Origin of the sequence: Aquabacterium sp. J223 (assembly GCF_024666615.1) — a bacterium.
Taxonomy (GTDB): Bacteria; Pseudomonadota; Gammaproteobacteria; order Burkholderiales; family Burkholderiaceae_C; genus J223.
Map to the genome: position 1 here is coordinate 2,148,480 of NZ_CP088297.1, position 20,094 is coordinate 2,168,573.

The following is a 20,094-nucleotide window of genomic DNA, read 5'->3' on the forward strand; positions in this document are numbered from 1 at the left end:
AGAACCGCCTTGCCACCGGACGACCCCCTCAACGACGCGTCCGACCCGACCCCCGCGGTCCGGCACCGGTGTCCGCGCTGTGGCGCGACTGGTCCGATTGGCGCGCCTGGGCCGCCCGCGCGGTGGTGCTGGCCGGCGCCGCCGCGGCCGGGCTGGCCGTCGTCGGCTTCGTGCTGCTCAGCGAGGCCGCCGCCGCCCAGTTCGACCGCTGGCGTGCCGCCTGGCCCTGGCTGCCGCTGCTGCTGACGCCGCTGCTCACCGCCGCGGTGGTCGCCGTCACCAGCCGCTGGTGGCCGGCGGTCGGCGGCTCGGGCATCCCGCAGGTGATGGTGGCACTCGCGCCGGAAGCGGCGGCCACCGCCCGCCGCTGGGCCTCGCTGCCGCTGAGCGCCGCCAAGGCGCTGCTCACCTCGCTGGCCATGGCCGGCGGGCTGGCCGTCGGCCGCGAAGGCCCGGCGGTGCAGATCGCCGCCGGGGTGATGCAGCACGCCGCGCGCTGGCTGCCGCGCGGCGCGGCCATCACGCCGCACGGGCTGCTCGTGGCCGGCGGCGCGGTGGGCGTGGCGGCGGCCTTCAACGCGCCGCTGGCCGGCGTGCTGTTCGCCATCGAGCAGCTCAGCCGCCGGCTGGAGGAGGGCAGCGGGCTGCTGGTGGCGGCCATCGTGCTCGGCGGCCTGATGGCGGTGTCGGTCTTCGGCAACGGCCACCACTTCGGCGTCATCAGCGTGCCGCCGCTGTCGATGGCGCTGGTCGGACCCGGCCTGGCCGTCACCCTGGCCTGCGGCCTGGCCGGCGGGCTGTTCGCCCGGCTGCTGGTGGCGTCGCTGTGCGGCGGCCTCGGCCGCTTCGGTCGCTGGCGGCGCCAGGCGCCGGTGCGCTTCGCCGCGGCCTGCGGGCTGGGTGTGGCGCTGGTCGGGCTGGCCAGCGGCGGCGCCGCCTTCGGCAGCGGCCACGGGTACACCCGCGCGCTGCTGGCCGGGGAGGGGGAGTCCCCCGGGCTGATGCTGCTGCTGCGCGCGGTTTCCACCTGGCTGTCGGTCTGGTCGGGTGCGCCGGGCGGGGTGTTCTCGCCGGCGCTGGCGCTGGGGGCCGGCCTGGGCCACGACCTGGCCAGCCTGTGGGCCGAGCCGGCGCTGCGCCCGGCGCTCATCGCCATGGGCATGGCCGCCTTCCTGGCGGCGGTGACGCAGGCGCCGGTGACGGCCTTCATCGTCGTCATGGAGATGGTCGACGGCCATGCCATGGTGCTCAGCCTGATGGCCGCGGCGCTGGTGGCCGGCGGCATGTCGCGCTCGCTGTCGCCGCCGCTGTACGCCAGCGTGGCGCAGGCGCTGCTGGCCCGCGGGCGCTAGGCGAGCGCCGACCGCCGGTAATCGCTCGGCGCCGCGCCCAGGTGGGCGCGGAAGGCGCGGCTGAAGTGCGCCATGTTGGAGAAGCCGAACGCGACGGCGATGTCGGTGATCGAGCGGTGGGCCTGGCCCCGGTCGGCCAGCGTCTGCCGGCAGGCGTCCAGCCGGCGGCGCAGCACATAGCCCGCCACGCCGTCGGGCTCCTCGGCGAAGGCGTTGTAGAGCTGCCGGCGGCTGCAGTTCATCGCCAGCGCGATGGCGTCCACCGTCAGGTGCGCATCGCCCAGGTGCTCGGTCACGTGCTGCTTGATGCGCTCGCGCAGCGCCTCGCGCTGCGTCACCGCGGTGCCGATGCCGGCCAGGTCCAGCATGGCCAGGTGGACGAACTGGGTGATGGCGTCGCCCACCGCCAGTGCGGCCTGCGGGTGCATGCCGGGCAGCTCGCGGTAGGCGGTGCGCATGGTGTCCAGCGCCACCCGGGCGATGCCGCCGCTGCCGCCCAGCCGGCGCGCCATCAGCGGGTCCAGCGCCAGGCCGCGCTCGGCCAGCCGGTCCTTGGGCACCATGACGATGAGGTGCTCCACCCGCGCCGGGTTGGCCACCGCGTACGACTCGGTGGTGTCGTACAGGCTCCACTGGTCCGGCGTCACCCAGGCCTCGCGGCCCTTCTGCTGCACGCCGGCGCAGCCCACCCAGGGCGCGACGATCTTCAGGTAACCGCGCTCGCTGTCGCGCAGGCGCTGGGCCGACCGGGTCACGTGGTGGCGCGTGGCCTCCAGCCGCGTCAGCCGCACGTCGCCGGCCAGCACGGTGGTGGCACGGCCGTCGACCTCGGTGTCGCCGTAGGCGTCGGAGCGCAGGCCCGGGAACAGCCGGCCGACGCAGTCCGACCAGAAGCCCACCCGCTCGCGCAGGGGCACCTGCGAGGTGTCGAAGGCGGTGTTGGAGGGCGCCATGGCGGCAGGTTACCGCGCCGGCCGCGTCGGCTCCAGGCACCGGCCGCGAGGGGACGGGAAAGTCCCGAGCCGCCGTGCACGGCCGGTCAAGTGCCGTGCACCGCCGGGCAAGCGGCGGCGCCCCCGGCGCCCACACTGCCCGCCAAGCCGCGCAGACCGGCCCGCCCCACCGACCACGAGGAGACCCGCATGACCACTCGCCGCACTGTCCTCCAGGGTGCCGGCGCCGGCGCCGCCGCGCTGGCCCTGCCCGGCCTTGCCCGCGCCCAGGGCGCGCCGGTGCGCGTCGGCTACGCGATGGCCCGCACCGGCCCGTGGACCACCGGCGCCCAGGTCAGCCAGGAACCGAACTACCTGCTCTGGGCCGAGCAGCAGAACGCCGCCGGCGGCCTGAACGTCAAGGGCACCAGGCGCCCGATCGAGCTGATCAGCAGCGACGACCGCAGCGACATCGAGACCTGCGTGCGCACCTACGAGAAGCTGATGGGCAGCGACAAGGTGGACCTCATCCTGCCGCCCTGGGGCAGCAACGCCAACTTCGCCGTCGCGCCGCTGGCCAACCGCTTCCAGTACCCCTTTCTCGCGCCCACGGCGCTGAGCCGGCGGCTGGTGGAGATGAAGCTGCCGTACTTCTTCCTGCTGCTGCAGCAGCCGAAGCCGATGATGGACGCGCTGGTCGACATGCTGAAGGCCAGCGGCGCCAGGACCATGGCCGTCGTCTACGTCGACGACCTGTTCGGGCTCGAGAACTACGCCGCGCTGAAGGTGGCGCTGCAGGGCAGCGGCATCACGCTGGTGGAGGACAAGAGCTACCCGCTGGGCGTGAAGGACCTGAGCCCGGTGCTGCGCTCGATGAAGGACAAGAACCCGGATGCCTTCGTCGGCCTGACCTACCCGCCGGACACCATCCTGGCCAGCCGCCAGGCCAAGGAGATCGGCTTCAACCCGAAGTTCTTCTACGCCTCGGTGGGCACCGCCTTCCAGCTCTACCGCAACGTGATGGGCGCGGGCGCCGAGGGCGTGCTCGGCATGGGCAGCTGGAACGCCAAGACCAGTCCCGGCGCCAAGGCCTACTTCGACGCCCACGTGAAGAAGTTCGGCGCGCAGAAGGAGCCCGACCGCTGGGCCAGCGGCGCCACCTGGGCCGGGCTGGAGATCCTGACCGCCGCGGTGGCCAAGGTCGGCCTGGACCGCAAGGCCATCCGCGAGCACGTCGCCGGCAACGAGCACAGCACCATCCTCGGCAAGGTCCGCTTCGCCGGCAGCGAGAACGTCGGCACCCCCCGGCACCGTGGGGCAGTGGCAGAAGGGCGAGTTCGAGGTGGTGTGGCCGAAGGCCAATGCCACCGCGCCGCTGGTGCCGGCCAAGCCGGCGTGGGCGTGACGGCGACATGAGTCTTGGCGCCTGGCTGGAACTGATCGCCTCCGGCCTCATCACCGGCGGCGTCTACGCCCTGGTCGCGCTCGGCCTGAACCTGCAGTACGGGCTGATGCGCATCCTCAACATCGCCCACGGCGAGTTCCTGATGCTGGGCGCCTTCCTCACCTGGACCGCGCAGCAGCACCTGGGGCTGTCGCCGCTGTTGATGGTGCCGATCTCGTTCGTGCTGCTGATGGCGCTGGGCCTGGTCGTGCACCGGCTGAGCTTCCGCCAGCTGACGCGCACCAGCCCCAACCTCGACGTCTTCGAGGCCCGCGGCCTGATGGTCAGCTTCGGACTGATGTTCCTGGTGCAGAACCTGGCGCAGTCGCTGTGGGGCGGCGACCTGCGCGGCTACGACTACCTGACGGAGCCGGTGGCCTTCGGCGGCGCCCAGTTCGCCGCCAACAAGCTGCTGCTGCTGGCGCTGGCGCTGGGCATCAGCGCCGCGCTCATCGTGACGCTCGGCCGCACGCTCTACGGCAAGGGCGTGCGCGCGCTGATGCAGTCGCCCACCGGGGCGCAGCTGGTGGGCATCGACACCCAGCGGCTGCACCCGCTGATGTTCGGCGTCGGCCTCGGCCTGTCGGGTGTCGCCGGCTGCCTGCTCAGCATGACCTACACCATCTCGCCGTCGATGGGCGAGCCCTACACGGTGACCGCGCTCATCGTCATCACGCTGGGCGGCTTCGGCAGCATGGCCGGCGCGCTGGCCGGCGGGCTGGCGCTGGGCGTCATCGAGGCGGTGGGCATGCACTTCACCAGCCCGTCGCTGAAGTCGCTGCTGTCGTACGGCATCTTCATCGCGGTGCTGCTGTGGAAGCCCAACGGCCTCTTCACCCGCAAGTGATCGGCAAGCCCCGATGAAACGCGACCTCCTCATCCTCGTGGCGCTGGCCGGCTGGGCGCTGGCGGTGCCGCACTACGCCAGCGAGTTCGCCATCTCGCTGGCGCTGACCTGCCTGATGTACACCGCGCTGGCCACCAGCTGGAGCCTGTTCTGCGGCACCACCCGCTACCTGTCGCTGGCCACCAGCGCCTTCTTCGGCATCGGCGCCTACGCCAGCGCGCTGGCGCTGGAGACGCTGGGCTGGTGGTCGGCGCTGGCCATCGGCGCCGGGCTGGCCGCCCTCGTCGCCATCGTCATGGGCGCGGCGGTGCTGCACCTGCGCGGCACCTACTTCGCGGTGCTGACCTTCGGCATGACCGAGCTGATCCGCCACGCCATCACCTACTGGGAGAAGCAGGTCACCGGCACCGTCGGCCGGGTGCTGACCTTCGTGCCCGAGGGCGACACCGTCTACCTCACGGTGCTGGGCCTGGCCGTGCTGTCGGTGGCGGTGTCCATCGCCGTGCGGCGCCACCGCTTCGGCCTGGCGCTGACCGGCATCGGCGCCGACGAGCAGCGGGCGCAGACGCTGGGCGTCAACACCCGGGCGGTGAAGGTCGCCGGCTTCGCGTTGATCGCCGCCTTCGCAGGCGCCACTGGCGCGGCGATGAGCGTGCGCTGGACCTACATCGACCCGGCCACCGTCTTCAACCCCTTCATCGGCTTCCAGACGGTGCTGATCGCGCTCATCGGCGGCGCCGCGACGCTGTGGGGGCCCTTGATCGCCGCGGTGGTCTTCAGCGTCCTGGCGGAGACGCTGCGCCTGCAGGCGCCGCAGGTCTACATGATGACGCTGGGCCTGCTGCTCATCCTGTGCGTGCTGTACCTGCCGGGTGGGCTGGCCTCGCTGCGCGGCAGCACCTTCGGCGGCTGGCGCGACGACCTGCGCACCGGCTGGCGCGGCCTGCGCCAGCGCAAGAAGGCGGTGACCGCATGACCGCGCACCCGCTGCTCGAAGCCCGCGAGGTCACGGTCCGTTTCGGCGGCCTCACCGCGGTCGACGCGGTCAGCGCCGCCTTCGCGCCCGGCGAGCTGGTCGGCATCATCGGCCCCAACGGCGCGGGCAAGACCACCTTCTTCAACGCGCTGTCCGGCGTGGTCGCGCCGACCTCGGGCGAGCTCCACGCCGGCGGCGTGCGCCTGACCGGCGCGCGGCCCGAGCGCTTCGCCCGCCAGGGCGTGGCCCGCACCTTCCAGACGCCGCGGGTGTTCGCCGACCTGAGCGTGGCGCACAACGTCGGCTTCGGGCTGCAGTTCGCCGGCCGCCGCCGCCAGTCCAGCTGGCTGCTCAAGGACGAGGCCAGCATCCTGCAGCTCATCGGCCTCGCGGCGCAGTCGGCGCTGCCGGCCGCCGCCATCACGCCCAGCCAGCAGCGGCTGCTGGAGATCGGCATGGCGCTGGCCACCCGGCCCCGGCTGCTGCTGCTCGACGAGGTGGCCGCCGGCCTGACTGAGGCCGAGGTGGAGGCCATGGCCCAGCTCATCCGGCGGCTGCGCGACGAACTCGACCTCACCGTGATCTGGATCGAACACGCGGTGACCACGCTGCTGCGCCATGTCGAGCGGGTGCTGGTGCTGCACCAGGGCCGCAAGATCGCCGACGGCCTGCCGTCGCAGGTGGTGCGCAACCCGGAAGTGATCGAGGCCTACCTGGGTGACGAGATGGCCGACATGGCCGAGGCCGCCTGAGGACGCCACCCGCCATGAAGAACGACATCGAAGCCGCGCTGGACCGCCGGCTCGCCCATCTCAAGGTCGACGGCCTGTCCGCCGGCTACGGCGCCTTCCTCGTGCTGCGCGAGCTGTCGCTGGAGGCGCGTCCGGGCCTGACCGCCATCCTCGGCCCCAACGGCGCGGGCAAGACCACGCTGCTCAAGGCCATCGCCGGGCTGATCCCGCGCCGCGGCCGCCTGCTGCTGGACGGCGAGCCGATCGAGCCCGACGCCAAGACCTCCGACATCGTGCGCCGCGGCCTGGCGCTGGTGCCCGAGGGCCGCCAGCTCTTCGCCCAGATGACGGTGACCGAGAACCTGGAGCTGGGCGGCTGGCTGTTGCCCCCGGCCGACCGCGCCGCGCGGCTGGAGCAGGCCTTCGCCGACTTCCCCAAGCTGCGCCAGCGCGCGAAGCAGCTCGCCGGCACGATGAGCGGCGGCGAGCAGCAGATGGTGGCCGTGGCCCGCGCCATGATGAGCGCGCCGCGGCTGCTGATGCTCGACGAGCCGTCGCTCGGCCTGGCGCCGAAGATGGTCGACGAGCTGCTCGCCATCGCGCGCCGCATCGCCGACGCCGGCACCACCGTGCTGATGGTCGAGCAGAACGTGAAGAAGGCGCTGGCCGTGGCCGACCGCGGCTACGTGCTCGAGCGCGGCCGCCTGGTCGCCAGCGGGCCGGCCTTCCTGCTCGCCCGCTCCAGCGTCGTGCGCCAGGCCTACCTGGGCGCCGGCGCCTCCCCATCCCCTTCGTCTTCGAATCCCAAGGAGAGAGAGCCCATGTCCGACCTGTCCATGCTCATCAACGGCCTGGCCGTGAGCGCCGAGAAGGGCGCCACCTTCGAGCGCCGCAACCCGCTGGACGGCAGCGTCGCCACCCGCGCGCCGGCGGCGAGCACGGCCGACGCGGTGGCCGCGGTGGAAGCCGCGGCCGAGGCCTTCACCACCTGGAGCAAGACCGGTCCCGGCGAACGCCGCCGCCTGCTGCTCAAGGCCGCCGATGCGCTGGAGGCGAAGACGCCGCAGTTCGTGCAGGCCGTCGGCGCCGAGACCGGCGGCACCGCCATGTGGGCCGGCTTCAACGTGCACCTGGCCGCCGAGATGCTGCGCGAGGCCGCGGGCCTCACCACCCAGATCAGCGGCGAGATCATCCCGTCGGACGTCCCCGGCTCGCTGGCCATGGGCGTGCGCCAGCCGGCCGGCGTGGTGCTGGGCGTCGCGCCGTGGAACGCGCCGATCATCCTGGCCGTGCGCGCCATCGCCACGCCGCTGGCCTGCGGCAACACCGTCATCCTCAAGGGCAGCGAGAACTGCCCGCGCACCCACCAGCTCATCATCGAGGCGCTGCAGGACGCGGGCTTCCCCGCCGGCGTGGTGAACTACCTGACCAACGCGCCGGCCGACGCCGGCACGGTGGTCGAGGCGATGGTGGCGCACCCGGCGGTGCGGCGCGTCAACTTCACCGGCAGCACGCGGGTGGGCAAGCTCATCGCCGTGACCTGCGCCAAGCACCTCAAGCCGGTGGTGCTGGAGCTGGGCGGCAAGGCGCCGCTGCTGGTGCTGGACGACGCCGACCTGGACGACGCGGTCAACGGCGCCGCCTTCGGCGCCTTCGCCAACAGCGGCCAGATCTGCATGTCGACCGAACGCATCATCGTCGACAGGAAGATCGCCGACGACTTCGTCGCCCGCTTCGCCGCCAAGGCGCGCGCGCTGCCACTGGGCGACCCGCGCAAGCCCGAGCCGGTGGTGCTGGGCTCGGTGATCGGCATGGGCACGGTGGAGCACTGCAACGCGCTGATCGACGACGCGCTGGCCAAGGGCGCCAAGCTGGTCTGCGGCGGCAAGGCCGAGAACACGCTGATGCCGGCCACGCTGCTCGACCACGTGACGCCGGCCATGCGCATCTACCACGAGGAGACCTTCGGCCCGGTGAAGTGCATCGTGCGGGTGGACGGGGTCGACGCCGCCGTCGACTGTGCCAACGACAACGAGTACGGCCTGTCGGCCGCGGTCTTCGGCCGCGACGTCGCGCGGGCGATGGAAGTGGCCAAGCGCATCGAGTCCGGCATCTGCCACGTCAACGGCCCGACGGTGCACGACGAGGCGCAGATGCCCTTCGGCGGCGTCAAGGGCTCGGGCCTGGGCCGCTTCGGCGGCAAGGCCGGGGTGCACGAGTTCACCGAGCTGCGCTGGATCACCGTGCAGACCGGCGGCAAGCGGCACTACCCGTTCTGACTCACACGTACCCCAGCGCGCCGGCGACGGCGCCGACGGCGATCAGCCACAGCGGGTTGGGTCGCCAGCGCCACAGCACGGCGGCCGTGCCGGCGGCCAGCGCCCAGGCCGCCGGCTGCTGGTGCCACGGCTCGCCGATGAGCCAGGCCGTGGCCAGCAGCAGGGCCACCGTCAACGGCGCCATGCCGGCGGAGAAGGCGCGCACCGCCAGGTGGTCCTGGTGCCGGCGGCCGAGCCGGGCGGCGCCGACGGCCAGCAGGCTGGACGGCAGCATGATCCCGCTCATCAGCGCCGCCACGCCGCCCCAGCCGGCGGCGTTCCAGCCGAGCAGGGCGACGAACAGCAGGTTCGGCCCGGGGGCGGCCTGCGCCAGCGCGATCGACTCGTTGAACTGGACGTCGGAGAGCCAGCCGTGCTCGTGCACCAGCAGGCGGTGCATGTCGGGCGCGGTGGCGATGGCGCCGCCGACCGACAGCAGCGACAGCACCAGGAAGTGGCCGAAGAGGTAGAGCAGGTCGCCGGCGCTCATGGCAGGGCCCTCCGCGCAAGGCGCTGCGGGATATGCACTTGGGCGCGGCCCGGCGTCTTCATGGCCGGCCCCGCCGCCGCAGCCGCCAGGCGGTGGCCAGCACCGACACCCCGCCGACGGCGGGCAGCACCGCCAGCAGCGGCCAGCGCAGCAGCGCGACGGCGCCGAAGCCGGCGGCGGCGGCCAGCACCACGCCGGGCGTGCCGAGCGCATGGCCGCGCAGCGAGGCGCCGAGCCGCACCGCGGTGGCGGCGATGAGGCCGGCGGCGACGATGCCCATGCCACGCAGCGCGCCGCTGACCTGCGGCAGCTCGGCGTAGCGGGCGTACAGCACCGCCAGCCCCAGCACCACCGCGCACGGCGCCAGCAGCAGGCCCGCCACGCTGGCCAGCGCGCCGCGCCAGCCGAAGCAGCGGTCGCCGTAGATCAGCCCGAGGTTGACGATGTTCGGCCCCGGCAGCACCTGCGACAGCGACAGCAGCTCCAGGAACTGCGCCCGCGTGAGCCAGCGTTGCCGCTCCACCAGGTGGTGCTGGGCGACGACCAGCACGCCGCCGAACCCCTGCAGCGCCAGCACGGTGAAGGCGGCGAACAGCGCCCACGGCGAAGCTGGGGCGGCCAGCGGCAGGGCGTCGTCCTCGGGGGCGGGCGTGGGCATGACGGTCCTGCGTGAGCGGGTCAGCGATGCGCCCGGCCACGGGCGACGAGCGCCGCGCTCAGGGTCAGCCCGGCCACCAGCCAGACCAGCGCCGCCGGCGACAGCGCGGCGTAGCCGAAGCGGCCGAGGATCAGCCCGCCGCTGGCGGTGCCCACCGCCTGCCCGAGGTACAGCGCCGAGGTGTTGAGCGCCATCAGCGCCGGCGCCAGCAGCGGTGCGGCATGGCTCAGCCGCGCCTGCTGGCCCGAGTTGTAGGCGAAGCTGCCGAGCGCCAGCAGCACCGCCGCGGCCAGCGCGGTCGGCACGTCGCCGGCCAGCGGCCACAGCGCCTGGCCGACCACCATCACCACCATCACGGCGGTCACCGCGCGGCCCGGGCCGATGCGGTCGATGTGCCGCGACAGCAGCACGTTGCCGAGGAAGGCGAAGAGGCCGAACCAGAAGAACAGCAGCCCCACCTGCGCCGGCCCGGCGCCCAGCACCTCGCGCGCATAGGGGGCGAAGTAGGCGAACAGCGTGAACTGCCCGGCGCTGCCGCAGGCGGTGACGGCGATGGTGGCCATCAGCCGGCGGTCGACCAGCACCCCGCGCCAGGCGCGGGCCGACAGCGCCGGCGGCTGCACGCCCGCCGGCATGGCGCGCCACAACCACAGCGCCACCCCGGCCGACATCAAGGCCACCAGGGCGAAGGCCCAGCGCCAGCCGAACAGCTCGCCGGTCAGGCTGGCCAGCGGGGTGCCGATCACCGACGCGATCGACCAGCCGAGGAAGACGAAGGTGATGTGGCGGCCGCGCTCGGACGGGGCGCTGAGGTGGCCGATCGCGGCGGCCGCCTGCGGCGTGAACACCGCGGCCGCCAGCACCGACACCGCCCGCAGCAGCGCCAGCTCGCCATAGCCGCCGGCGAAGAAGGAGAGGGCGTGGCCCACCGCGTACAGCAGCAGCGCGCCGACCAGCAGCCGGCGCCGGTCCCAGCCGGAGACCACCGCGGCGGCCAGCGGCGCCGACACGCAGGTGACCGCCGCGCCGATGGCGAACAGCTGCCCGCCCACCGCCACGCTGACCTGCAGCGAGCGCGCCAGGTCGTTGAGCACGCCGGGCACCGCCATCACGCCGCAGCCGATGGCCACGTTGCCGGCCATCAGCGCCCAGCGCATGCCGGCGCCGGCCGCCGGCACGCCGGGCGCGGCCGCCGCACCGACGCCGACCGGCATCAGCGCAGCACCTTCAGCGCGTCGGGGTTGACGATGTTCGTCGGCCGGTTGTTGACGAAGTTGACGACGTTCTCGAAGGCGGCGCCGAAGTACAGCTCGTAGCTGTCCTGTTCGACGTAGCCGATGTGCGGCGTGCACACTGCGTTCTCCAGCCGCAGCAGCGGGTGCCCTTGCAGGATGGGCTCGCTCTCGAAGACGTCCACCGCCGCCATGCCGGGCCGGCCGCGGTTCAGCGCCGAGACCAGCGCGTTGTCCTCCAGCAGCTCGGCGCGCGAGGTGTTGACCAGCAGCGCCGTCGGCTTCATGCGCGACAGGTCCTCCAGCCCGACGATGCCCCGGGTGGCGTCGGACAGGCGCAGGTGCAGGCTCAGCACGTCCGAGGTCTCGAACAGCTGCTCGCGGGAATCGGCGCTGCGGTAGCCGGCGTCGCGTGCGGCGCTGCGCGAGCCCTCGCTGCCCCAGACCACCACGTCCATGCCGAAGGCGCGGCCGTAGCCGGCCACCAGCGAGCCGATCTTGCCGAAGCCCCAGACCCCCAGCGTCTTGCCCTTGAGCACCATGCCGAGGCCGAAGTTGGGCGGCATCGACGCCGCCTTCAGCCCCGACTGCTGCCAGGCGCCGTGCTTCAGGTTGCCGATGTACTGCGGCAGCCGGCGCATGGCGGCCATGATCAGCGCCCAGGTGAGCTCCGCCGGCGCGGTGGGCGAGCCGCCGCCCTCGGCCACCGCGATGCCCAGCCGCGTGCAGGCCTCGATGTCGATGTGCGAGCCGATGCGCCCGGTCTGGGAGATGAGCTTGAGCTTGGGCAGCTTTTCCAGCAGCTGCCTGGGGAAGTGGGTGCGCTCGCGGATGAGCACCAGCACGTCGGCGTCCCGCAGCCGCACCGACAGCTGGCCGATGCCCTTGACGGTGTTGGTGAACACCTTGGCGTTGAGCTGCTCCAGCCGGCTGGCGCAGCGCAGCTTGCGCACCGCGTCCTGGTAGTCGTCGAGGATGATGACGTTCATCCCGGCTCATTGTGCACGGCATGCCGCGGTGGCACCGGCGGCCGGCCGCCGCGCGGCGCCGTTAGGATGCGCCGCCCTCGAACCTCAGGAGACCGCCATGGACACCCTCTCCCTCTACGACGCCAGCGTGCCCGTGCTGGGTCGCATGCTGGTCAACATGACGCGCTGGCTGGACAAGGCCGCCGAGCACGCCCAGGCCAAGGGCTTCGACCCCGGGGTCTACCTGACCCTGCGGCTGGCGCCGGACATGCTGCCGTTCACCAAGCAGATCCAGATCGCCAGCGACAACGCCAAGGGCTGCGTGGCCCGGCTGGCCGGCATCGACGTGCCGAGCTTCGAGGACCAGGAGGCCAGCCTGGACCAGCTGAAGGCGCGGCTGGAGCGCACGCGCCAGTTCGTCACCTCGGTGCCGGCCGAGCGCTTCGAGGGCGCTGCCACCCGCGAGATCGTGCTGCCGATGCGCAACCGGGAGCCGCTGCGCTTCGACGGCCGCGCCTACCTGACCGGCTTCGCGCTGCCCAACTTCTACTTCCACGCGACGACGACCTACGCGCTGCTGCGCCATGCCGGCGTGCCCCTGGGCAAGGGCGACTTCCTGGGCGGCTGACGACCGCCGCGCGGCCGCGGGGTTCGGGCGGCCGCCCGTGGCTCAGGCGCGGACCGCCGCGCCCGCCGATCGCGGCAGCCGCGTCGGGAAGTGCCGGTTCAGGCCGGCCAGGCGCTGGTGCGCCCGGGCCTCGCCGTGCTGCATGGCCACCAGCTGGAACAGCTCGGCGCGCAGGTGCCACAGCTCCAGCAGCGAGCGGGCGCGCGATGCGCGCGACCGCAGGAAGTCGGCCGGCTGGCCGGTCAGCCCGTCGAGGCCGGCGGCGAAGTCGTCGCGCGCCCGCTGCAGGGCCTCGCCGACCGTCTCCGGACGGGTGGCGGCCTCACCGACCAATGCCCGCCGCAGCGCCCTCGACCAGCGCGGGGCGGCCTCCGGGAGCAGCGACGGCGGGCAGACCTCGAGCCGCGAGGTGACCGGCGCGGGGGGCGGCAGGTGGCGGGCGGACAGGCGGGTGAGGGCGGCGAGCATGAACATCTTCTCGGCCGGCGGCGCCGGCGCTTGAGAAGAATCTTCCGTCCGTGCGGGAAGTCACGAAGCGCCGAACAAGCGGGCGCGGACCGTGCAGTTCATCGCCTGCGATGGCTCACCAGCGGGCCAAGCGCCGGGCCCGCCACCGACCAGAGGCCGGTGGCCTCAGCAGGCGCGGACAGTCCGCAGGGACTGTCCACGTCCGGCCTCGGTTCACCAAGACGGCCCGCATCCCCTCGGGGGATCGGTCGACGTACCCGTCGAGCGAGGGGCCTACATCAACAAGGTGTTGCGGATCAGGCCGACGGCCACGCCTTCGAGCTCGAAGGGCTCGCCCGGCGCCACCTTGATGACCTCGAAGTCCGGGTTCTCGGGCAGCAGCTCGATCGCGCCCTTGCTGCGCTTGAGCCGCTTGACGGTCACCTCGTCGCCCAGCCGGGCGACGACGATCTGGCCGTTCTGCGCCTCGGTGGTCTTCTGCACGGCCAGCAGGTCGCCGTCGAGGATGCCGGCGTCGCGCATGCTCATGCCGCGCACCTTGAGCAGGAAGTCGGGCTTGCGCGCGAAGAGCGTGGCCTCGACGTTGTAGGTGCGGTCGATGTGCTCCTGGGCGAGGATGGGGCTGCCCGCGGCCACCCGGCCGACCAGCGGCAGCGCCAGCTGCGCCATGCCGGGCAGCGGCAGCGAGAACTGCCGGCCGCGCGCCTGGTTGAGCGCGCGCAGCACCTCGGACTTGAGCCGGATGCCGCGCGAGGTGTTGCCCACCAGCTCGATCACGCCCTTGCGGGCCAGCGCCTGCAGGTGCTCCTCGGCGGCGTTGGCCGAGCGGAAGCCGAGCTCGCCGGCGATCTCGGCCCGGGTCGGCGGGGCGCCGGTGCGCTCGATGGCGCTGCGCACCAGGTCGAGCACCTGCTGCTGGCGCTCGGTGAGCTTGGGCCGCTCCTCGGACTCCGCCGCGGACGGCTCGCCGGTTGCGGTACCGTGCCGGGCGGTCGGGGATGCGCCCTTGGGGCGGCCGGGCGGGTTCATGCGCTGGCTCCTGCGGCCTTGCGGCCGGCTGTCGGTCTGTACAGACCTGTATTTTCATCCAGACACTGTCACATGCCAAGCACTTCGTCGTCCGTCGCGCCCGCGGTGCTGCTGCTCGGCACCGGCGGCACCATCGCCGGCGTGTCGCCGGCGGCGGGCCAGCCGTACGTCGCCGGCGTGCTGCCCGCGCAGGCCTTGGTCGCCGGGCTGGCGTTGCCACCGGGCGCGGCGGTGCGGCCGGAGACGGTGGCCGCCATCGACAGCAAGGACATGGACGGTGCCACCTGGGCCCGGCTGGCGCGTCGGTTGGCCGCCGCGTTGGGCGAGCCGTGGGCCGGTGTCGTCGTCGCCCACGGCACCGACACGCTGGAGGAAACCGCCTACCTGCTGGCCCGGCTGGCCGACCCGCGGGTGCCGGTGGTGCTGACCGGCGCCATGCGGCCGGCGGACGCGGCTGAGGCCGACGGGCCGCGCCACCTGGCCCATGCCGTCGCGGTGGCCGCCTCGGGCTCGCCGTCCGGTGTCTGGGTGGCCTGGGAGGCCGGCTGCACCGGCCGGGGGGCCTGCGCAAGCTGCACGGCTGGCGGCTGGACGCCTTCGACAGCCCGGAGCCGGTGCCGCTGCCGGCGCCGCTCGGATGGCCGGCCCTGCCCGACGAGGGTGATGCCTGGCCCTGGGTCGAGATCGTCACCAGCCACGGCGATGCGCGGGCCGGCGGGGGTGCAGGCGCTGGTCGACGCCGGCGTGCAGGGCCTCGTCGTCGCCGGCACCGGCAACGGCACGGTGCACGCGCGGCTGCTGGCGGCCTTGGAGGCGGCGGCCGCGCAGGGCGTGGCCGTCTGGTGGACCTCGCGCTGCGCCTTCGGCGGCCTGGCCGAGGGACGCCCCGACGGCGGCCGCCTGTCGGGGCCGCCGCGTCCGCCCGGCCTGCTGGGCCTGGCGGCGCCGCTGCTGCGGCTGGAGCTGGTGCTTCAGCTCGCCTTGCGACGGCGGGCGGCCCAGCCGACCACGCCCAGCCCGCCGAGCATCAGCGCGTAGGTCTCGGGTTCGGGGATGGGCGCCAGCGCGAACAGCGCGGTGCCGGGGTTGACGCCGTCGGCGCCTTCGTTGGCCACCGCCAGGTAGTAGAAGCCGTCCATCTCGAAGCCAGTCAGGCCTTCGGGTCGCAGCAGGCCGTCGTTGACCAGCAGGCGCACGAAGCTGGTGTCGGCGGGGTCGGTGATGTCGAACACCGCCACCGAGCCCTGCTTGGTGCGCTCCAGGCCGATGAAGGCGTAGGTGCGGCCGCCGATGGTCAGCAGCGCCAGCCCCTCGGGCTCGACGCCCTTGTCGCGGCTGCGCTCGTCGTCGTAGAGGCCCAGCTTGTTGGCCTCGCGGTCGAGGATGGAGCCGCTGTCGTAGACCAGGTCGCCGTTCTCGTCGCGGATCGAGAAGGACCGCGCCCCGGCGGCGTAGTAGTTGCCGAGGGTGGAATCGGTGGTGATGCGCACCCGGCCGTAGTTGTTGTTCGGCACCGTGTTGCCGGACACCGCATTGACGGTGGTGCGGTCCACGTTGTCCTCGCGGAAGTCGCCTTCGTTGACGGTGATGAAGTAGTGCTTGCCGCTGGCGTCGGTGTGGGTGCCGAGCGCGTCGGGCATGTACAGCCCCTTGAGCGGCACGTTGACGAACTGCACGGCGTTGTTGTTGTCGCGGGTGTCGATCTCGTTGCCCGGCAGGTTGAAGTCCTTGGTGCCGAGGCTGAACACCGTCGTCGCGGCGTTGTTCGACAGGTTGATCACCGCGACGTTGTTGTGCTCCTGCAGCGAGACATAGGCCTTGCTGCCGTCCTTGCTGACCGCGATGTATTCGGGCTCCACGTTCATGCCCGGGTTGCGCACCACGTTGCCCTGGTTGGTGCCGGTCTGCGGCAAGCCGCCGAAGGTGACGTTGGCGGCCACGGTGCGGCTGGCCATGTCGATGATGCTGACGCTGCCCACCGGGTCGGTGTTGAGCACGTAGGGCGTGTCGGCGACGGCGTTCGGCGTGCCCTCGTTGGCCACCAGCAGCTTGCTGCCGTCGGGGGTGAAGGTGAGCATGTCGGGCAGGGCGCCGACGGTGATGGCGTTGGTGCCGGGCAGCAGTTGCCGCGTGGCGGTGCTGTAGAGCAGCACCTGGCCGTTGTTGCGGCGGTCGCCCGAGGCCTCCACGGCCAGTGCCGCGATGCCGTTGTGGATGGCGACGCTGTTCACCGAGCCGAAGGCGGCGGTGTTGATGAAGCTCACCGGCGTGCCGGTCTTGGCGTCGAGCACGTGCACGCCGCTGGGACCGGAGACCCACAGCGTCTTCGTGCCCGCGTCGAAGCTGACGATCTCGGACAGGAAGCCCGACACCGCCGAATGCGTCTGGGTCCACACCAGTTGCGCCTGGTCGAGCGGGCCCGCGACGGCGACCGATGCGGCCAGCGTCAGCGTTGCGGCGGCGGCGAGCCGGGTCGGCTGGAGGAAGGACAGGGGGTGGCGGGCCGTCATGGCGTTGCACGCAGGAGGCGTGGAGAGTTGGCAAAACCCTGTAACGCTATGGCGGTCGGATGACAGCACCGTGACACCGGCAGCCCCCGGACGGAGGGGAGGGGAAGGGCAGGGCGCCCTTCCTGCAACGATCAGACGATGTTCAACGTCACGTCGATGTTGCCCCGGGTGGCGTTGGAGTAGGGGCACACCTGGTGGGCCGCGTCGACCAGCGCGCGGGCCTCGTCCTTGTCCATGCCCGGCAGCGAGATGTTCAGCGTGGCCTGGATGCCGAAGCCGCCCGGGATGGGGCCGATGCCGACGTCGGCCGCGATCGACACGTCGGCCGGCACCTTGATCTTCTTCTGCGCGCCCACCGCCTTCATCGCGCCGATGAAGCAGGCCGAGTAGCCGGCGGCGAACAGCTGCTCGGGGTTGGTACCGGGACCGCCCGCGCCGCCGAGTTCCTTCGGCGTGGACAGCTGCACCTTCAGGGCGCCGTCGGAGGATTCGGCCTTGCCTTCGCGTCCGCCGGTGGCGGTGGCGTGGGCGGTGTAGAGAACTTTTTCGAGCGCCATGGCGATGTCCTTGGGGGTCGGTGGGGGAGGGAAGGGAACGCCGCCTCAGGCGGCGTCGTGGGAAAGCGGGGTCTTGGGCAGCAGGTCGTCGCGCAGGCGCTTGAGCCGGCTGGTCAGGCGGGCCACCTCGTCCAGGCTGCAGCCGGTGGCCTCCGCCAGTGACAGCGGCACCGAGGCGGCCCGGCCCTTGAGCTGCCGCCCGGCGGGCGTGAGCTGCAGCAGCACGCGGCGTTCGTCGGCGGCGTCGCGCAGGCGCTGCACCAGGCCGGCCGCTTCCAGCCGCTTGAGCAGGGGCGTGAGGGTGCCGCTGTCCAGCCCCAGCCGCTCGCCCACCGCGCCGACCGACAGGCCGTCGGCCTCCCACAGCGACAGCATCACCAGGTACTGCGGGTAGGTCAGGCCGAGCGGTTCGAGCAGCGGCTTGTAGGTCCGCGTCATCGCCAGCGAGGCCGAATAGAGCGCGAAGCACAGCTGGTGGTCCAGGCGCAGCAGCGCATCGGCATCGACCGTCGCGGGCCGTCGGCCGCGGTCGGAGGGTGGGGTGCGCTTGCTGGGCATGGGCTGAAGTATTGCACACAATTGAATCGTGTGCTGTTGGTTCCCGCGTCGCGTGCAGGGTCGTTGGCGCCGCGGCGTGGGAACACCGCTTGCACTGGCGGGCCATGGTCCGACACCCAGCCTGCCGTTCATGACCACCGCCTTGCCGCAGGCGGTGCGCCGTTCGCTCGAGAAGACCTTCGGCATCCGACGGCTGCGTGGCGGCCAGGCCGAGGTCATCGCCCGCGTGCTGGAGGGCCGGGACACCCTGGCCGTGATGCCCACCGGTGCCGGCAAGTCGCTGTGCTACCAGTTGCCGGCGCTGCACCTGGACGGCCGCACGGTGGTGGTGTCACCGCTGATCGCGCTGATGAAGGACCAGGCCGACAAGCTGGACGAGGCCGGCGTGGCCGCCGAGGCGCTGCACAGCGCGTTGCCGGCGGGCGAGGAACGCGCCGCGCTGCAGCGCCTGGCCGAGGACGAGCAGGGCATCGTCTTCACCACGCCGGAGCGGCTGGCCGACGCCGACTTCCTCGCCACGCTGCAGTCCGCCAAGGTGGGGCTGCTGGTGGTCGACGAGGCGCACTGCATCTCGCAGTGGGGCCACGACTTCCGGCCCGCGTTCCTGCAGATCGGCGAGGCGGCCAAGGCGCTGGGCTCGCCGCCGGTGCTGGCGCTGACCGCCACCGCCACCCCGCAGGTCATCGAGGACATCCGCCGTCAGTTGCGCCGGCCGCGGCTGGAGGTGGTGAACACCGGCGTCTACCGGCCGAACCTGGTCATGCAGGTGGTGCAGGCCACCAGCGAGGACGAGAAGGACCGGCGGCTGGACGAGGCGCTGTCGCGCGCCGAGGGCAGCGGCATCGTCTACACCGCCACGGTGAAGGCGGCGCAGGCGGTGCACGCCCGGCTGCTGGCCGCGGGGGAGTCGGTCGCGCTGTACCACGGCAAGCTGCGCGCGGCCGAGCGCCATGCCGCGCAGGACCGCTTCATGAACGGCGAGGTGCGGCTGATGGTCGCGACCAACGCCTTCGGCATGGGCATCGACAAGCCCGACATCCGCTTCGTGCTGCACTACCAGATGCCCGGCAAGCTGGAGGCCTACCTGCAGGAGGCCGGTCGTGCCGGGCGCGACGGCGACAAGGCCGACTGCCTGCTGCTGTTCCACCGCAAGGACCGCCAGGTGCAGCAGTTCTTCCTGGCGCATGCGCACCCCGGCGAGGCGGACCTGGCCGCGGTGCACGGGGCGCTGACGACCGCCGGCGGTCCGCTGACGCTGGCCGCGCTGGCCGAGGCGCTGCCCGGCTTCACCCCGGGCCGGCTGCAGTCGGTGCTGACGCGGCTGCGCGACGCCGGCCGGGTGCGCACCGACCGGCAGCGGCGTTGGCGCAGCGTGGGCCGCGAGCCGCTGGACGCGCCGGCCCTGCAAGCCCTGGTGGTCGAGCAGCAGGAACAGGACGAGCACGACCGCGAGGCGCTGGAGCGCATGGTGTTCTACGCCCAGACCGGCTGGTGCCGCTGGCGGGTGCTGCTCGACTGGTTCGGCGAGGCGCCGCCCTTCGAGCAGCACTGCGGGCACTGCGACAACTGCCTGCGGCCGCCGGTGGTGCCCGCCGAGCCCGGCGACACCGACAGGCCCGCCACCGAGGCGCCGGCGGTGCCGCGCTTCGCCGCCGGCGACAGCGTGGTGGTGCCGCGCCATGGCGACGGCCGGGTGCTTTCGGTGGCCGGCGACGAGGTGGAGGTGGTCTTCCCCGACGGGCAGGCCCGCCGCTTCGTCGCCGACTACGTCAGGCGGAGCGCGTAGCGGCGGTCAGGCGATGTCGCCGCAGTGCAGTTCGAAGCGGCCCAGCCGCCGGTCCTCGAAGAAGTGCTCCAGCGTGCGCCGGGTGGTGCGGAAGGCCAGGTCCTCCCACGGGATCTCGTCCTCGCGGAAGAGGCGGGCCTCCATGCTCTCCGGGCCCGGCGCGAAGTCGGTGTCCTTCAGCGTCGCCAGGTAGAACAGGTGGACCTGGCCGACGCGGACCACGTTGAGCAGCGTGAACAGCGCGCCGATCTCGATGCGGGCGCCGGCCTCTTCCTCGGTCTCGCGTTCGGCGCCGCCGGCGGTGGTCTCGCCGAGTTCCATGAAGCCGGCCGGCAGCGTCCAGAAGCCGCGCCGCGGCTCGATGTTGCGCTTGCACAGCAGCACCTGGTCGCCCCACACCGGCAGCGTGCCGACCACGTTCAACGGGTTCTGGTAGTGGATGGTGGCGCAGGCCGGGCACACCGCGCGTTCGCGGTTGTCGTCCTCCGGCACCCGGTACTCGACCGCGCTGCCGCAGGCGCGGCAGTGCTGGATGCGGGCGGCCTGGAAGAGCATGCGGCGCAGTGTAGCCAACGGGTGTCGCGGGCCACGGCCGCAGGGCCTGCATGGC

At 73.0% G+C, this 20,094-nt stretch carries 19 protein-coding genes and 2 pseudogenes; 10 read left to right on the plus strand and 11 right to left on the minus strand.

Annotated elements, in window-relative coordinates:
- Window positions 1-68: 68 nt before the first annotated feature.
- Entirely contained in the window at window positions 69-1,352 is a 1,284-nt protein-coding gene (locus LRS07_RS10340; RefSeq protein ID WP_260501832.1) for a chloride channel protein, read from the plus strand.
- Here the strand turns inward: LRS07_RS10340 and LRS07_RS10345 are convergent.
- Window positions 1,349-2,305 (minus strand): helix-turn-helix domain-containing protein, encoded by a 957-nt coding sequence (locus LRS07_RS10345; protein WP_260501833.1) that lies wholly within the window; start codon window positions 2,303-2,305, stop codon window positions 1,349-1,351. The two genes, LRS07_RS10340 and LRS07_RS10345, sit on opposite strands and share 4 nt — an antisense overlap.
- A 189-nt stretch (window positions 2,306-2,494) precedes the next feature.
- On the opposite strand from LRS07_RS10345, the pseudogene LRS07_RS10350 reads away from it, so the two are divergent.
- From LRS07_RS10350 to LRS07_RS10375, 6 genes and pseudogenes are all read left to right on the plus strand, one after another.
- A pseudogene (locus LRS07_RS10350) lies at window positions 2,495-3,689 on the plus strand (amino acid ABC transporter substrate-binding protein).
- Window positions 3,690-3,696: 7 nt separating this feature from the next.
- Window positions 3,697-4,575, plus strand: coding sequence for a branched-chain amino acid ABC transporter permease (locus LRS07_RS10355; protein ID WP_260501834.1), 879 nt, complete (start codon window positions 3,697-3,699; stop codon window positions 4,573-4,575).
- Window positions 4,576-4,588: 13 nt separating this feature from the next.
- A complete protein-coding gene (locus tag LRS07_RS10360; RefSeq protein WP_260501835.1) occupies window positions 4,589-5,551 on the plus strand; it encodes a branched-chain amino acid ABC transporter permease in 963 nt (320 codons plus the stop codon).
- Window positions 5,548-6,303, plus strand: a complete 756-nt coding sequence (locus LRS07_RS10365; RefSeq protein WP_260501836.1) for an ABC transporter ATP-binding protein — start codon at window positions 5,548-5,550, stop codon at window positions 6,301-6,303. The genes LRS07_RS10360 and LRS07_RS10365 overlap by 4 nt, the downstream gene beginning before the upstream one ends.
- A 14-nt stretch (window positions 6,304-6,317) precedes the next feature.
- Window positions 6,318-6,827 (plus strand): annotated as a pseudogene (locus LRS07_RS10370) (ABC transporter ATP-binding protein); the annotation flags it as partial.
- A gap of 276 nt (window positions 6,828-7,103) precedes the next feature.
- Window positions 7,104-8,561 (plus strand): aldehyde dehydrogenase, encoded by a 1,458-nt coding sequence (locus LRS07_RS10375; protein ID WP_260502086.1) that lies wholly within the window; start codon window positions 7,104-7,106, stop codon window positions 8,559-8,561.
- Window position 8,562: 1 nt separating this feature from the next.
- Here LRS07_RS10375 and LRS07_RS10380 read toward each other — a convergent pair whose 3' ends face one another.
- The 4 genes from LRS07_RS10380 to LRS07_RS10395 are packed head-to-tail and all read right to left on the minus strand — an operon-like array spanning window position 8,563 to window position 11,969.
- Complete coding sequence (locus LRS07_RS10380) at window positions 8,563-9,090, minus strand: chromate transporter (protein ID WP_260501837.1); 528 nt, start codon at window positions 9,088-9,090, stop codon at window positions 8,563-8,565.
- Between the two features lie 58 nt (window positions 9,091-9,148).
- Window positions 9,149-9,748 carry a chromate transporter gene (locus LRS07_RS10385; protein WP_260501838.1) on the minus strand — a complete coding sequence of 200 codons (600 nt, stop codon included), beginning with the start codon at window positions 9,746-9,748 and terminating at the stop codon, window positions 9,149-9,151.
- 20 nt (window positions 9,749-9,768) lie between these two features.
- The gene (locus tag LRS07_RS10390) at window positions 9,769-10,962 is read right to left on the minus strand and encodes an MFS transporter (RefSeq protein WP_260501839.1); all 1,194 of its coding nucleotides are present in this window, start codon (window positions 10,960-10,962) and stop codon (window positions 9,769-9,771) included.
- Window positions 10,962-11,969 (minus strand): D-2-hydroxyacid dehydrogenase family protein, encoded by a 1,008-nt coding sequence (locus tag LRS07_RS10395; RefSeq protein ID WP_260501840.1) that lies wholly within the window; start codon window positions 11,967-11,969, stop codon window positions 10,962-10,964. The genes LRS07_RS10390 and LRS07_RS10395 overlap by 1 nt, the downstream gene beginning before the upstream one ends.
- A gap of 97 nt (window positions 11,970-12,066) precedes the next feature.
- On the opposite strand from LRS07_RS10395, the gene LRS07_RS10400 reads away from it, so the two are divergent.
- Window positions 12,067-12,576: a DUF1993 domain-containing protein gene (locus LRS07_RS10400; RefSeq protein WP_260501841.1), complete on the plus strand. Its 510-nt coding sequence runs from the start codon at window positions 12,067-12,069 to the stop codon at window positions 12,574-12,576.
- 42 nt (window positions 12,577-12,618) lie between these two features.
- Here LRS07_RS10400 and LRS07_RS10405 read toward each other — a convergent pair whose 3' ends face one another.
- Together LRS07_RS10405 and lexA are read right to left on the minus strand one after the other, a co-directional pair.
- The gene (locus LRS07_RS10405) at window positions 12,619-13,044 is read right to left on the minus strand and encodes a hypothetical protein (RefSeq protein WP_260501842.1); all 426 of its coding nucleotides are present in this window, start codon (window positions 13,042-13,044) and stop codon (window positions 12,619-12,621) included.
- A gap of 273 nt (window positions 13,045-13,317) precedes the next feature.
- The gene (lexA, locus tag LRS07_RS10410; protein ID WP_260501843.1) at window positions 13,318-14,073 is read right to left on the minus strand and encodes a transcriptional repressor LexA; all 756 of its coding nucleotides are present in this window, start codon (window positions 14,071-14,073) and stop codon (window positions 13,318-13,320) included.
- Window positions 14,074-14,145: 72 nt separating this feature from the next.
- Between lexA and LRS07_RS10415 the strand changes: the two genes are divergently transcribed.
- Window positions 14,146-15,111, plus strand: a complete 966-nt coding sequence (locus LRS07_RS10415) for an asparaginase domain-containing protein (protein ID WP_312028371.1) — start codon at window positions 14,146-14,148, stop codon at window positions 15,109-15,111.
- Here LRS07_RS10415 and LRS07_RS10425 read toward each other — a convergent pair.
- From LRS07_RS10425 to LRS07_RS10435, 3 genes are all read right to left on the minus strand, one after another.
- Entirely contained in the window at window positions 15,045-16,583 is a 1,539-nt protein-coding gene (locus LRS07_RS10425) for a choice-of-anchor I family protein (protein ID WP_260501844.1), read from the minus strand. The genes LRS07_RS10415 and LRS07_RS10425 overlap by 67 nt on opposite strands.
- Window positions 16,584-16,714: 131 nt before the next feature.
- The gene (locus tag LRS07_RS10430) at window positions 16,715-17,140 is read right to left on the minus strand and encodes an organic hydroperoxide resistance protein (RefSeq protein WP_260501845.1); all 426 of its coding nucleotides are present in this window, start codon (window positions 17,138-17,140) and stop codon (window positions 16,715-16,717) included.
- 45 nt (window positions 17,141-17,185) lie between these two features.
- A complete protein-coding gene (locus LRS07_RS10435; protein WP_260501846.1) occupies window positions 17,186-17,698 on the minus strand; it encodes a MarR family winged helix-turn-helix transcriptional regulator in 513 nt (170 codons plus the stop codon).
- A gap of 130 nt (window positions 17,699-17,828) precedes the next feature.
- On the opposite strand from LRS07_RS10435, the gene LRS07_RS10440 reads away from it, so the two are divergent.
- Window positions 17,829-19,484: a RecQ family ATP-dependent DNA helicase gene (locus LRS07_RS10440; protein ID WP_260501847.1), complete on the plus strand. Its 1,656-nt coding sequence runs from the start codon at window positions 17,829-17,831 to the stop codon at window positions 19,482-19,484.
- A 6-nt stretch (window positions 19,485-19,490) separates the two neighbouring features.
- On the opposite strand, the gene LRS07_RS10445 is transcribed toward LRS07_RS10440, so the two are convergent.
- Window positions 19,491-20,039, minus strand: coding sequence for an NUDIX hydrolase (locus LRS07_RS10445; protein WP_260501848.1), 549 nt, complete (start codon window positions 20,037-20,039; stop codon window positions 19,491-19,493).
- Between the last annotated feature and the right edge of the window lie 55 nt (window positions 20,040-20,094).